The sequence below is a fragment of the Bradyrhizobium pachyrhizi genome, from assembly GCF_001189245.1.
Lineage (GTDB): Bacteria > Pseudomonadota > Alphaproteobacteria > Rhizobiales > Xanthobacteraceae > Bradyrhizobium > Bradyrhizobium pachyrhizi.
The window spans coordinates 1-13,432 of record NZ_LFIQ01000001.1 but is presented as its reverse complement, the minus strand read 5'-3'; the positions used below and the strand labels follow the sequence as shown (position 1 = coordinate 13,432).

General features: G+C 59.3%; 9 protein-coding genes. 6 read left to right on the top strand and 3 right to left on the bottom strand.

Annotation, left to right across the window (positions count from 1 at the left end):
- Positions 1–675: 675 nt before the first annotated feature.
- The 4 genes from AKL29_RS00030 to AKL29_RS00020 all read left to right on the top strand — a co-directional run bounded on the left by AKL29_RS00030 (position 676) and on the right by AKL29_RS00020 (position 5,541).
- Entirely contained in the window at positions 676–1,908 is a 1,233-nt protein-coding gene (locus AKL29_RS00030; protein ID WP_160321685.1) for a thiamine pyrophosphate-dependent enzyme, read from the top strand.
- A gap of 981 nt (positions 1,909–2,889) precedes the next feature.
- A complete protein-coding gene (locus AKL29_RS00025) occupies positions 2,890–3,498 on the top strand; it encodes an SRPBCC family protein (protein ID WP_050382140.1) in 609 nt (202 codons plus the stop codon).
- Positions 3,389–3,784, top strand: a complete 396-nt coding sequence (locus AKL29_RS46515; RefSeq protein WP_430648842.1) for a hypothetical protein — start codon at positions 3,389–3,391, stop codon at positions 3,782–3,784. The genes AKL29_RS00025 and AKL29_RS46515 overlap by 110 nt, the downstream gene beginning before the upstream one ends.
- A 623-nt stretch (positions 3,785–4,407) precedes the next feature.
- A complete protein-coding gene (locus AKL29_RS00020; protein ID WP_160321683.1) occupies positions 4,408–5,541 on the top strand; it encodes an alpha-hydroxy acid oxidase in 1,134 nt (377 codons plus the stop codon).
- A 1,044-nt stretch (positions 5,542–6,585) separates the two neighbouring features.
- On the opposite strand, the gene AKL29_RS00015 is transcribed toward AKL29_RS00020, so the two are convergent.
- Together AKL29_RS00015 and AKL29_RS41490 are read right to left on the bottom strand one after the other, a co-directional pair.
- Positions 6,586–8,271 (bottom strand): MFS transporter, encoded by a 1,686-nt coding sequence (locus tag AKL29_RS00015; RefSeq protein WP_050382135.1) that lies wholly within the window; start codon positions 8,269–8,271, stop codon positions 6,586–6,588.
- 563 nt (positions 8,272–8,834) lie between these two features.
- Positions 8,835–9,098: a hypothetical protein gene (locus AKL29_RS41490; RefSeq protein ID WP_152977360.1), complete on the bottom strand. Its 264-nt coding sequence runs from the start codon at positions 9,096–9,098 to the stop codon at positions 8,835–8,837.
- A gap of 1,427 nt (positions 9,099–10,525) precedes the next feature.
- On the opposite strand from AKL29_RS41490, the gene AKL29_RS00010 reads away from it, so the two are divergent.
- Together AKL29_RS00010 and AKL29_RS00005 are read left to right on the top strand one after the other, a co-directional pair.
- The gene (locus AKL29_RS00010) at positions 10,526–12,055 is read left to right on the top strand and encodes a porin (protein ID WP_050382134.1); all 1,530 of its coding nucleotides are present in this window, start codon (positions 10,526–10,528) and stop codon (positions 12,053–12,055) included.
- Between the two features lie 434 nt (positions 12,056–12,489).
- A complete protein-coding gene (locus tag AKL29_RS00005) occupies positions 12,490–13,092 on the top strand; it encodes a hypothetical protein (RefSeq protein ID WP_050382132.1) in 603 nt (200 codons plus the stop codon).
- A gap of 35 nt (positions 13,093–13,127) precedes the next feature.
- Here the strand turns inward: AKL29_RS00005 and AKL29_RS43930 are convergent.
- On the bottom strand, positions 13,128–13,432 hold a 305-nt coding region (locus tag AKL29_RS43930; RefSeq protein ID WP_210168312.1), incomplete at its 5' end, for a hypothetical protein.

The following is a 13,432-nucleotide window of genomic DNA, read 5'->3' as shown; positions in this document are numbered from 1 at the left end:
GCGACGCGGCTATTGAGCGCAAGTGCACCGCGAGATCGTGTGACTAGCTTACGGCAATCGCCTGGCGCTTTCATCGCGGCGCCGCTGTTTTGACCGGCGACGAGACCACCGCATAGGTCCGAGGCGATTGAGCAGCATGATTTGCCGGCTTGATTGGCAGTCGCACCTTGCGGCCAACCTCGTCGGCGACAGTCTGCTTGTCGATATAGGTGTCGCTGATTGTCAATGCCCGTACCGCTGATTGGCCGTGGACGGGAGCCTATGACCCAGATCTTGTCGGGTACCCGCCCGACGGCCGTCCCGACAGGAGATATTATAGCAGGATTCTGAGCTCAAGGCGGCATGTTGGCTGTGCATTCGGCAGTCGCTGGCAGTGCTGCACGCTTTGCCTCAGCAACTGGTGCAGCAAACGTGAATGATGGTGACCGAATCGCGGCGGCATCAGCCGCAGCGATGATCATATGGGCATGTTGACTAGGTAACCGCTTGGGCGGCTCAAATCAGAGCAGGTCCCATTCGTAGAAACCGCGCTTCGTCTTTGCAGCGTTTCACCGTCCCGGAGCCGATTTTTGCGGTCTTTCCTCATTGCCCTCCCAATATAGTGAAATCCAACTCCCATGGTTCAACAAGAATTGAGCGTCTGAGTCTATGGGCGCCGCAACGAGAGAATCAGACATGAAAGAAAACGGGTCCGGTCTGGCCAATTTGGCGGGCAGCTCCAAAGAGTTTTACGAGGAACCCCAAGCACCTACGGCGTGGCAGATTGTCGATGCGCTCGAACAAGCGGGTGTCACGCACGTGGTCTCGCTGGCCGATAACTGGACCGTCCGTGTCCACGAGGCTTTGGCTCTAGGTAAAACACCGATCAAGTTAGTGCATACGTGTCGGGAAGGCGAGAATATCCCGATCGCGGCGGGTCTGATGGCGGCGGGTAAAAATCCCGTTGTGATGATGCAGAATTCCGGCTTCTTTGAATCCGGCGACTCCACCCGGCTCGGGATCCAACTGTGTCTCCCCCTTGTGATGCTGATCGGGTATCGAGGTTGGGGCGGCGGCGGTAATCCTAACGTGAGGGGGCGCTTCACTGAGCCAGTTCTTCGTGCATTGGATATCCCGTACGAGATCGTGGACAGCGCGACGAGCGTTAGCGCGATCGGTCGTGCGTTCAAGCGAGCGCAGGAGAGGCGCGGTCCAGCTGCTGTGCTACTGCCGGGCGTAGGTCCCGCGGGTATAGATGCTGGCATACGCCTTCGTGCCGACCACTCTGAAGAGGTGTTTGATGGGCCGGCCAGCCTTTCAGGAGTGCAACCTGTTGCATCCCGAGTCTCTGCCAGTAAAGCGCGGATGGATTACCTTCAAAGCCTGCGTTGTCTCAGTTCCCATCGCACGGATCAGATCGTAATTTCACACGAGACCGCCGACCGGGTGTGGCCATTAGTCTCTAAACGGGCAGACTTCGATCTCGTCGGCCTTCCCTGCATGAGCAAAGCGTGCTCTCTCGCGGTCGGTGTCGCGATGGGGCGTCCGGATCGGAAGGTATGGGTGTTGGACGGAGATGGCTCCTTGGCCATGAACCTTGGCAGCCTTGCGACCGAGGCCGATTGGCGCCCTCGAAATCTCGTCCACTTCGTCTGCCAAAACTTTGAGTATGAAATTACTGCCGACCAGCCGTTCCCAAGCGCTGACTGTATTGACTTCGCGATGATCGCGCGTGGTTGCGGTTTCCGTCGCGTGTTCACGTTCGACGATCTCGACGAGCTCGAACGAGGGTTGCCGGAGGCGATATCTGGTTCGGACCTGACGCTCGTCGTATTGAAGGTAATGCCGGCCGGTGCACAGGCCGGGCCTTACCGCTATCTACTGCCGGAGCACGTACAACAGTTTCGTGCGACGTTGGCGAAGACCTGAGTTGTGTCGTCATTGGACGCGGGAGGCGCCTTCCAAGCTGGCAGAGTTCGTTGCTGGGGGAGCAGGCGCGCTCGATGACGAACATCGCATCACATCGCGGTCGATTTGGCCGCGATGTTGTCGTCGGAATGGGAGGGGGCGCCAGTACTGGCGATACCCGGTCACTGCCTGACCCAATCCATCCTTAAATTGTGCTGCTGCTTCGCTACCTGCAGCTGCGTTCGCGCTTCGGTTGGGGCTTGGCTAATGCCGCTGCGCATGAACCTGTTCACCCAACGCGAACTGCGGGCCTAGATCGACGAACCGGCGGCGTCACTCGATCGGTAGGAAATCACCGGAGGCCGACTTCACCTTTCGCGTCGTGTTGGACAGCATTTCGTCCATGCAAGGGGGCTCGAACCTGGACAACGTCCTCTACCGCCCTAGAACCCGCGTCGAGCAGGTTACGCGGCGCCGTCGATGGTGTCTTGGACAGCATTGGTCTGTAACCTCGTTATGAACAGAGAGGCCGCTGGCATTACAAATGCTAAACTCGTGACCGTAACCAAAGATGGCAAATCGGTCCACTATTGGAGTGATCCTGCGAAGATGACGTGGCTCCTGCGCGTCCCAAGTGCGATCGTCGGGTTGACGTGCTGCCGCTATCTCCCGGCTGGACTCAGAGCAGGTCCCAATCTGTAGAAGGGCTCTTATCTTTGCAGCGTTTCATCGATCCCGAGCCGATTTACGCCTGTTTTTCGCGCCAGCCGACTCTATTTTGGCTTTGTCAGATTCCTCGAGGTCATCGCCCTACAAACTGCTACGTGATGCGAGCGCCAATGCCGCAGCGCCGCAAGCAAAGGAGAAAGATATGGATAGCAAACGCAGGCAACTCCTCCATGAAGCAGCCGCGCTGGGTCTTGCCGAGTTGGCAATCCTCGGCGAGATCAGGCCCGTGTGGCCCAATATGTCCTGTGACGTGATTGCGGAAAGGTCGGAAAGGTGAAGGCCAGCCGGCGGGTGGACGTGCCCGCATCTCCCGAGGAGGCGTGGCGTTTCGCGACCGATCTGCCCTCGATCCTCCCGTGCATTCCCGGAGTCCGGGTGGGCGATGCTTTTGGGGATGGCAGCTACAATGCGTCGATCATCGCAAGCGCCGGTGACTTCAGCGTCACCTTCACCGGAATTGCGAGCATAGAGACCGGAGTCGACCGCACCGCGATCATCCGGGCCAAGGGGGGCGATGCCGCCGGCGTAATTAGCGCGGAAGCGGAAGTGAGGATTCAGGTCGAAGGTGCATCGCCGGATGCCCGGGTGAGTGCGCTCGACATACAAGCGCGATTTGACTTTTCCGGCGTGTTCGCCCTCGCCGCTCGCGCGAGCGCGGGTCCGGCCGCGGCGCTCCTCATGAGAAAGTTCGCGGCGAACGTAGCGGCTGCGACGCATTGCCCCGCAAGCGATGCGGAGGTTGAGGAGGCGAGTTCGCGAACTGACGAGCTGGATGCAGGACATCAGCATCGAACGCATGGCCGAGGAGCTCACGTGCCATTTGCGTGGATGGCTCGGTTGTTCCGGAAAGTGCGTGACGGCTTCGGTGTTGCGAGGCCTTGAGGAGTCGGTTCAGCGCAGGCTGCGCCATGTGCCGACCCCAGTCGGTGCCAGCGATCGCGCACGTGGCGTACCATTGAGCATTGAGCACGCGTGCCAATATCGGCACCAGCCAGATGCCAGCCTCGCGTTGCCTATCACAATGTCTTCGGCGCAAGCGGTTGGAGGTCACGATCCCATGGCCGGGCACGTCCGAACAGTGCGATTCCGGCGCGTTGACGCTGCGAAGCGCCGTTTGGTGTCCTACGAATTGCACCGCGATCGCGTCATCGGTGATACTGCGAGATGAAGCGGTGCTGGTCTTCCATCGCGCACGTGCGCAAGGCGAGTTCAGCCGGAAACCCCGCTTCCCCTTGCTGATCCATTCCGTATGAGGCGGGAGCAACGAAAAGACCCATCTGCCACGCGCGGCGTGCTCCATGAGCTAGGTCCCATGCGACGCGCGTCGCGGATTGCTGCTCCTGGCCCTTGACTTCGTCTTCGTAACGGGGCGATGACGAAAGATAATGATGATTGAGTCCCGGCCGCATCGCTGCAGCCCCCGTCGGCAGCTCGGAGTCAGAGCAGGGGTCCCAGTCCGTAGAAAATGCAGTCGTCTTTGCAGCATTTCACCGATCCCGAGCCGATTTGCGCGGTTTTTCGCGACGACCCACTATATATACTGAAGATAGCCTGCCTCACGAACTTCAGCAGGAAGTGAGCGCCTGAAGGCATGAGCGCCACAACGAAAGGAGCGGATATGAATCGCAAACGCGAGGAATTCTTCCAACGAGCAGCGTCGCTCGGCGTCGCCGGCGGTTGCTTGTGCTTGCCGTTCGTGCGAGAGGGCAAAGCCAAGAAGAATCTCACAGTGCTGGACCGGGGAGGGGTTTATACCGAGTGCTCGAAGAAGGTAGCGGGAAGGTGCACGTCGTGAACGCCGATTGGACCTACATCCCGGGCGGGCACACCGCGGACGATCTTTGCCAACGCGCCCGAGAGCTGCTACCCTCAGGCGTGTTCGCGCACGTCATCGGCGGGGCCGGCGAGGAGCGGACTCTAGCAGCGAACCGCGCCGGGTTCGGTCGCTACCGTCTGCTCCCTCGCGTGCTCGTCGATGTCGCTGAGGTCGACACGAGCGTCAACATACTCGGGACCAAGCTCGATGCCCCCATCTTCACCAGTCCGACGGGGGTGATCAATATGGTGCATCCGGAGAGCGAGAGCGGCATAGCCCGTGGAGCCGCGGCGGCCGGCGTAGGATTTATACTCAGCGACATGTCGAGTGTCACGCTGGAAGAGGTCGCCGCGGCGGCAGCGCCCGCGCGCTGGCAGCAGATTTTCTGGCGGCCCGACCGTGAGATCATGGCCGACCTCGTCGAGCGGGGAGAAAGGGCGGGGTACAAGGCTGTCGTGCTGTCGGTCGACGTGGGGGAGGTGGCGAGACGGAGGATCGTCCGGACAGGCTATCGCTTGCCAGTCGAGGACGGGGTCGCCAATCTCAAACGGTATGGGAGCTCGGAATGGCAGTCGCGCGTTCGCGACCGCGGGCATGACGCGGATGACGACGTGTCCCTGAGCTGGAAGAACGTCGAGTGGCTCAAATCGATCGTCCATGTCCCCCTTCTGCTGAAAGGCATCACGTCGCCTCCGGATGCGCGCCGTGCCGTCGATGCTGGCGTGGACGGGATCATCGTATCGAACCACGGCGGCCGCCACCTCGACGGCGGTCCCGGAACTATCGAGGTCCTCGAGGAGATCCTCCATGCTGTCGGCGGCAAGATTCCTGTTCTGATCGACGGCGGAGTCCGCCGCGCGAGCGATATCGCGATCGCGCTCAGTCTCGGGGCGGCGGCCGTCGGGCTCGGCAGTCCCGTCGTTTGCGCGCTCGCCTGCGGCGGGGCGGATGTGGTCAGCGGATTCCTTGAGGACCTCGTCGCCGACCTTCGCCGCGCGCTTGGGGTGCTGGGCGCTCCGAATGTCGCAGGCCTGACCCGCGATCACGTCTCGCGGATCGACCAGTACGTTCCAGACACCGCGCTCGGTCCGTTCCTGCCCGCGCGGTAGGCGGTCGAGAACTCGGAGCGGAATGGTGAGCGGCAGCCGGCGGGTGGACGTGCCGGTATTTGAGACGCGGCGTTTCGTGGTCGATCTGCCCTCGGTCCCGTGTGCAGTGTCTCGTCCTGGCCGGCTTCCGTACAAGCAGAAACGTGTTGGACGTGCTCAAGACCGAGCAGCATCTGCTCCTCCGGGAGCGTCTCGGCTCCCAGCCAAAGAGGTAGCGCTGCAGTTCTTTGATGATACGGCTTAGCCGTTCGTTCCCGCTCAGCCGGCAGCATCGACTCAACGTCTTGGGATCATCAGAAAGGCTATCGCTCGACACCCGAGGATAAGATCATATTAGCCACGGATTTGCGACGACCTCGCGGCGCTTGATTCATTTCGCCGCAGCGCTGCCAACGACTATCCGACTTGCGTCGGCGAAACAGTTTCCCGCGCCTCATGGACCAACGCCGCTGACGGGCGCATCGCATCCTCCATCTTCGGCCAGCGGAAGACGGCACTTGGTGCGCCTGCTGGCGCCAGGCGAGCACTTGTTGCAGTGTCAGCCCATGTCGTCGGGCAATCCCGGAAACGACCGCGCCGGCGACCAGTGAACTCCTCGGGCTTTGTCGTCCTCCTTGGAGAATGACGTCGTCCCGTCTCCACGATCACTTTCAGCCAGCGCGTCGCCACGTTCGACTCAAGCGTACGGTAAACACAAGCCGATCCCTTCAAAGAGATCGCGAACCTTGTCCATCACAAATGTTGTCAAGAGAAGATGAGAGCTGACCTACGCATACTCTTCAGCCGATGATTTGCTCTTCCGTAAAGCGGCTACGCTTCATGCTTTGATCCTCATATAGGCCAGAGCGGAAGTTCAAAACTCGATTAAGTCCACGTGGTGAAGTTAGAGGGACAGAGTTTTTTGCGAAAGCCGGCCGGATGAGGTTCATGCGCACGACCTCACGCCAATGCTCCGCAGGTCTGCTCGCTAAGTGGCGACGGCTGCCGCTGATACCCGCGTTGCTCCGAATCGCAAGGAGTCGCTGCTTCAGTGTCTTGCTACTGCTACCGCCTTCTTTCCCACTTGCAGTCAGCGCGCAGCACTTCGTTCGCGGCGCGGTCAGGCACTTCTTCCCTCCAGCGCACCGATCCGAACGGGCGCTCTAGCATGCGGCGCACGCGCACAGGGTCGGTGCCCCTGTGGAAAGCCTCCGCTCGCTGGCCCAGCGTGCGCTCCGACTGCGTCGAGCGGTTGCGCTGGCGCAAATAATCGAGCCATGTTGGGCATTGATAACGCTCCGTCCATAGCTCTGGATCGGCGATATCGCGCGCAATCGACCAGTCATAGCCCCCGTTGCGCTGGCGGATTAGTTGTACCTCCTGCATCACATTGTGGAAGGCACGCGCATTCTCCGGCGCGACGCGATATTCGATCTCCACTACTAGAGGCCCACTGCGGTGGGTCAGCGGAAGTCGTACCTCTGGGTCGGCCAGTTGCTCGGCGTCCTCTTCGACCGCACTGATGCGCGGCATATGCAGCCAGAACACAAGCATGGGTGAGAGCAGCATCAGCGCGGCAGAAAGGAGCAGCGCGATCTCGACGCTAGCGGCATCGGTGAGGCGACCCCAGCCCCAACCGCCGATGGCAGTGCCGCCGGAGAACGCCGCCTGATATGCCGCAAGCGATCGGCCCGCAACCCACCGCGGCGCTGAGAGCTGCACGGCGATATTGAACAGCGTGATCACCATCGTCCACATGGCACCGGCCAGGACGAGCGCGGTCGCGGTCAGAGCCGGCTCGCTGCTCAGCGCCACGGCAACAGTTGTGCCGCCCAAGGAGAGCGTGCAAGCGCGCACAGCGGCTTCGCCGCTCATGCGCTTCCGCACCTCACCGAGACAGAGTGCACCGAGGACCGCGCCAAGACCAAAGGCGCCCAGCATGAGTCCATAGGTCTGCGCGCCACTATGCAAGAGATCGCGCGCGACCAGCGGCATAAGCGCCGAGATTGAGCCCCCGATCACACCGGTTGCCATAGCGCGGGCCAGCACGATCTTGATCGACGGCGAGTTGGTGATGTACCGCATGCCCGAAATGATCGCGCGACTCAGCTGTTCGCGCGGAAGCCGCGACGGTTTCGCCGCACGTTTCCAGAGGAACAGCGCCGACATCAATGGCAGATAGAGCAACGCGTTGAGCGCATAGGCTACGCCTGCGCCCGCCAAAGCAACCACCATGCCACCGATCGCGGGCCCGAAGCTGCGTGCTATGTTGTAGCTAATACCGTTGAGCGCAACAGCCGCCGGCGGAGGCGCTGCCGGCACCTGCTCGCTGACAGAGGCTTGCCAGGCTGGCCCCATCAATGCGATGCCGCTGCCGACGACAAAGCAAAGCACCAGCAACAGCTTCGGCGTGGCAAGGCCCAACCAGTCGAGCGTGGTCAGTGCGGTCGCGCCCCAAAACGCGATCGAGAGCGCAACCAGCGCCACGATGCGGCGATCATACATGTCTGCAATCGCGCCGGCCGGCATCGAGATCAGCATGACGGGAAGCATCAAAGCCGTTAGCACCAGCGCGACCATATCAGCCGACGACGTCATTTCCGTCATTGCCCAAGCAGCACCGACGAACTGGATCAGTATGCCAAGATTGGACAACAAGCAAGCCAGCCAGATGTGCCGGAAGGTGGCATAGCGCAGCGGCCCGGCGATGCTGTCGACGCTGTACATCTGAGGCTTAGGCGGGTCTGTCATTTTGGCTCCTGCGACGGTTCGATCATGGGACTACGGTTCGATCATGGGAATAATGAGCGAGGGTTCGGGTAAGCTTGCGACTAGCAAGCGCTTTGTCTGTCTTGCGCAGCTTGAGTGCGACAGCCGTAAGAATTGGGCGAACGTCGTCAACAGCCTGTCCTAGTCGGCGCTTGCCATCTCGCCCGAGAGTCCGCCTCTCGGCCTGTGACAGTGAGCGGCAAAACACCAGGCGCGTTGCCTCGTGCCGATTTTGTCGACATGGGCGCCATTGTGCGGATGGGCCGCGACGACTCCGGCATGTCCTGCCCGGCCGTAGGCAAAGCTGTGAAATTCCTTCCCCAACTGGGATACATTGTACTAAAGCCACCGAGGGATCTTCATTTTGTTGGCGGAAGCTCGGTTAGATCTCTCGTAACGCCAGTTGATGCGCTTTCCTGGTCTCGTCGGAGTAGATGGATCGCAACTTGGTTGAGCAACTCAGGTGCCAAGTGCAGCTCTGATTGGAGAGCTTCCGAAAGCGTTTTTGTTTGTCTTGGCAACATCTAAGGCACGCTCATTTCCGATCAGCGGGGCAGAGCTGTTACAACGGTGCAAATATCGTCGTACGCAGTCGTAATTTGTGTTAGTTTTGCTGACTGAAATACGGCGTTCGCCAGAACGGCCGCTTTTTTCGCCATGAAAAGCGCGTGGATTCGTTGCGAAAGATGGCTCGAAATTCCAGATGTCGACAAATCATTAAAAGCTTGCAGCGTCGTAGCCCCATACTGAGCCTCGCTCGGGACCTCCATTTCTCCTAAGCTATCAACCTCGCGGCGTGTTCTGCCCATTCTTGTTCTCTGTCCGCGCTTTAGTTTCGACACACTATGCTCGGAATTGAGACCTTCTGTAACCCGTATGCTGCAGCCGCGCCGTCTTCGCAATCCTTGGCTCTGCAGCCGCAACAGGCTCGTGCTTAACGAAGACCCTGTGTCCGCTGGCGACTAGTTCGCGAACGGACCGCCCAACTTGCCCAACACCATAATTTGCGACTGCACTTCTCTCTGAAACATCTACTGCCAAAAGCCGGAACTCACGAACAGATAGGACCATAGATTGGAGGATCGAAAGCGCGGATTTCTTGCGTTCTGTGCAAGTGAGCGACGAAAAAGAGCGCAAGAAGATGTACCCGCGGCGTGAGACGCCACTTGGCTTCTCATCCTCGTCCGGACGCCACGGGGAATAGCAGGCCCGCCCTTTTCCCGGTCCATCGCAATCGCCGTCTTGCGCCCTCTTTCACGTCCGCGTTTTCTCACAAAAGTATCGCCATACTTATAATCTACGATGTGATGCAAAGGACAAGGTTGGCGTCGACGTGACGTAAAAGCTCTGGATGATTTACGCGGACGATTTGATGGCCTTCTCGAACTTCGATCATCTTGAGAGCTAGACGGTCGTTCTTTTGCAGGGCCTCCCAATTTGCTTGGCCTCCCAATACGAGTGTCTGTTCGGTCGCGTTGATTCGGTATCTAAGTGAAATTTTGCAAAAGTCCCCCTGGATCGCTCTTACGAGCAGGCCAGCAAAATCTAGTTAGTTGCGCGGCGCTCTCCGACGAGTGCTGGATTGCTGGCGAGCAAGGGGAAATTGTGAGCCGTCCGGCTACTTTTGAAAGGGTCGCAGAGGAAGGGGTCGCAGAGGTTGACTGTTGTGGTGCCTATGAATCTGGCGATTGCGGCAACTGAACGATAGGCCCAATCTTGGCGAGAACTGCTGCCAAAATAGCAGTATGATCCTTAGGTCTTGAGCGTCTTTCTCGACTACTCGGGAGACGTCGCCGTCCTGATGACGAGCGGACAAAAGCAATCCGTGTTCGATTGAACTATGAGGCGAGGATATCTCGCGCTGCCCCGGCGGGTCTGGTATTGTCGATTATGGATGGGATGCAGTCATCAATCTGTGAGGCGCACTCTCTCGTGCGCGAACACAGGCGGCGCAATCAACCCCAGGGAGATGATGCTTAATCGCAGGAGCGCTCCGGCGGCCAGCAAGAGCCACGGAAGGGCGACAGCACCGAGGCATTATCGGTTGGCGCCGATATGTTATGCCGGCTTGATCGGCGTTCTCGCATCCGCTTGAATACAGAAAAATACCGTCGATCGGTGCAGAATTTCAGCGGCGAGCGCCCCTGCTTTAACGCATGTCGGCTTTGGGGACCTGCTAACAAGTGTTGCGGTGTAGATCCGCGCAAGGGGGTTTATCAAGGGGGGGGGGTGTTCGATGAAACTGAAACCGCTTTTCTTCGGTGCTGCGGCAATGTCGGCATGCGCCGGGGCGCAGGCAGCCGATCTTCCAGTGAAGGCGAGGCCGATAGACTACGTGAGGGTGTGCTCTCTGTATGGCCCCGGATTCTACTATGTCCCGGGCAGTGATACTTGCATCAAGCTTGGTGGTTATCTGCGCGCTTGGACAATATTCAACTCCAATAGTCTCGGTGTTAACCCTGACTTTGGTGCCGGTGGGGCAGCGAACCGCTTCGGCAACTACTATACGGCCCGCGCTCGTCAAGAGCTGACGCTCGATACGCGCACCGCAACCGAGTACGGGGTGGTTCGGACCTACTTTGAGATTTTGTTTAACTGGACGACGGGGGGCTACAGCGGGCTCGGAAATGGCTCGACCGTTTATCAGTCGCTCGGCGGCGTTTCAGCGCCGAACAACGCGAACCCGGGCGCTGTCGCTGGCGGTGCGTTCAGTCTCTATAACGCCTTTATCCAGTTTGCAGGATTCACCTTCGGTAGGGCGAGTTCGCAGTTCTCCACGCCCTGGGCCGAGTATCCGGGAAACTACGGAGAGCTCCCAGGCAGCGCGGGCTGGGACCAAGTGAACCAGTTCACCTATACCGCTGACTTCGGTCAAGGCATCACGGCGTCGTTCTCGGCCGAGGATCAAGTCCAGCGTGATACATCCAACATCTGGAACGTGAGCGCCGCAACGGCAGCAGGTCTCGCGACTGGTTCGTACGGAGGTAACAACATCGCGGGTACGGTAGCTCCAGACCTCATCGCGAAGGTTCGCGTTGACCAGGCTTGGGGTCTCTTCCAAGCGTCCGTAGCTGCGCATGACAACCATGCTGCCTACTATGGTGCGACCGAGCTAACCGGTCATCCAAACGACAAGTGGGGCTGGGCTGGTCAGCTAGCGCTATCCATCAAGAACATCCCGACCGGCCCCGGTGACTCGATCAACATCACGGGCGTGTACGCGAATGGTGCAAGCCGTTATACTTTCAACGATTATATGTCGGCCACGTACGCGAGGTACAGTAGTACGAGTTTGGCAGGTGCTTACCAGAGCGTCGGGCTTGCTGGTCTTTCGGATTCGGTTTTCGTTGCGGGCGCTGGCCAGGAGTTGACCACGACATACGGCTTCAACGGCGCCTACAACCACAACTGGGATCCGCACTGGGCTAGCAGTGTCTTCGGTGGTTTTGGCGCAGTGCGCTACAATGGCGCGGCCAAGAGCTACATCTGCAATGCGTTCGTTACGGGCCTCGCGCTTTCGAGTGGGATTGCCGGCTGTAACCCCGACTTCAACTATGTCGTTGTCGGTACAAAAACCTCGTGGACCCCGGTCAGAAACCTAACCTTCGTGGCCGAACTCGATTACAGCATGCTGGACCAAAGGTACGCGGGTGGAAGCACGGTTGCGCTGCCGCTGCAATCGGGTATCGGAAAGCCGGCTGCTGTGTATCAACTGAAGGACCAAAACAGCCTCTCGTTGCAGCTTCTCGTTCAGCGTAACTTCTGACGAGCCAGCAGAAGTAGTAAAGGGAGCGGCTCCAGACTATCCTCGACCTCAAAAAAGGCCTCCGACATGCCCGTCGGAGGCCTTTTAATCCTCAGATCGAATTTTCTAGAATGTGCGAGGCTAAGTGCCAGCACGAAGCTCGCGCCGAGCCTGACTCGCAAGCCGATTTCGCATCGGGACCGAAGGCTGCTTTCGGTTGGCACGGGTCTGGACGTGCGAATCATAATGTCCTCCAACAAACAACAATTCTGCCTTTCGGAGCGTTCCTGCCGACTCTGGAACTACGAGAGATGCTCTTACTAGGAGGCACCCGAGCGCCAGGACCCGAAATCGGTCTGCGCGGTGGCCAGAGTCCTTCGGAATCGAAGGTTGTAGCCTGGCGACAGCGCCAGCGATGCGCCTCGTCGCTGCCCTACAGGCCCCGGGGTCACGTAATGAAGGCCTTGAAGGGCGCGACGCCGATCACAGCTCGCCCAGGATCGCTCCTCCCAGATGCGGATCTCGCCGCACATCGCGAGGAAGCCGAGAAGTCGTGCGGTCGTGCAATCGATGAAGCCGAGTTCTCCGCGTATCTGATGTACCCAAAAATTTTTACCGAGTTCGTGGCGCTGCAGCGCAAGTACGGGCCAGTCTCCGTGCTGCCAACGCCCGTGTTCTATGGCATGAAGATCGGTGACGAAGTGACGTTGGAAATTGAACGGGGCAAAATGCTCGTCGTGCAGCTGACGGCGGTGGGCGAGGCGCGCGAGGACGGGCAGGTCGAGATTTTCTTTGAATTGAACGGCCAGCCCTGCGTCATCATCGCTCCTGACCGCGCGGCGGCTGCCAGTGTTAAGACGCGCCCGAACGCGGAGAGCGGTAACTCGGCCCATATTGTCGCGCCTATACCCGGTGCAGTCTCGACCATCAACGTCGTCAAAGATCACCATGTTGTACGCTCCACACGACGGAACGATCGCCGAGCTGCTCGTCGCGTCCGGTACGCAAGTCGATCGACGGACCAGTCGATCGAACCGACGCAAAAGCGAGATGCCTAACCTCCCCCTCTACATTCGAAAATTTCATCCTCGTCTCACTGTTGGACATAGGTTTGTGAAGTGACAATTGGTCGAACAATCCACATGGTGCCGCGAATCTCGACCGGCAAGTTCTGCAAACTGAAACTGTACAAAGGCTTTCCAAGGCCAGCGCGCCAGCGGCTGATCATTGACGCATGCACATCCAACGCGGCGACTGTGCATCGAGGGCTTTTGGGGGCATACGATTCGCACGCAGGTAAGACATTCACAAAATCCCTAAAGGACATTTGCTCTCGCACGCCAAAACGCGTTAACTGGGCTTCGGCCTGACCTTTAGGTTCCGCGCCAGCCAACCGAA

What these genes read in the sequence shown, in the direction of transcription:
- AKL29_RS00005 (WP_050382132.1), top strand. Translation starts at nt 12,490, where the DNA reads ATGAAGGCCTTGAAGGGCGCGACGCCGATCACAGCTCGCCCAGGATCG.
- AKL29_RS00030 (WP_160321685.1), top strand. Translation starts at nt 676, where the DNA reads ATGAAAGAAAACGGGTCCGGTCTGGCCAATTTGGCGGGCAGCTCCAAA.
- AKL29_RS00015 (WP_050382135.1), bottom strand. Translation starts at nt 8,271, where the DNA reads ATGACAGACCCGCCTAAGCCTCAGATGTACAGCGTCGACAGCATCGCC.
- AKL29_RS41490 (WP_152977360.1), bottom strand. Translation starts at nt 9,098, where the DNA reads ATGGGCAGAACACGCCGCGAGGTTGATAGCTTAGGAGAAATGGAGGTC.
- AKL29_RS00010 (WP_050382134.1), top strand. Translation starts at nt 10,526, where the DNA reads ATGAAACTGAAACCGCTTTTCTTCGGTGCTGCGGCAATGTCGGCATGC.
- AKL29_RS46515 (WP_430648842.1), top strand. Translation starts at nt 3,389, where the DNA reads ATGCAGGACATCAGCATCGAACGCATGGCCGAGGAGCTCACGTGCCAT.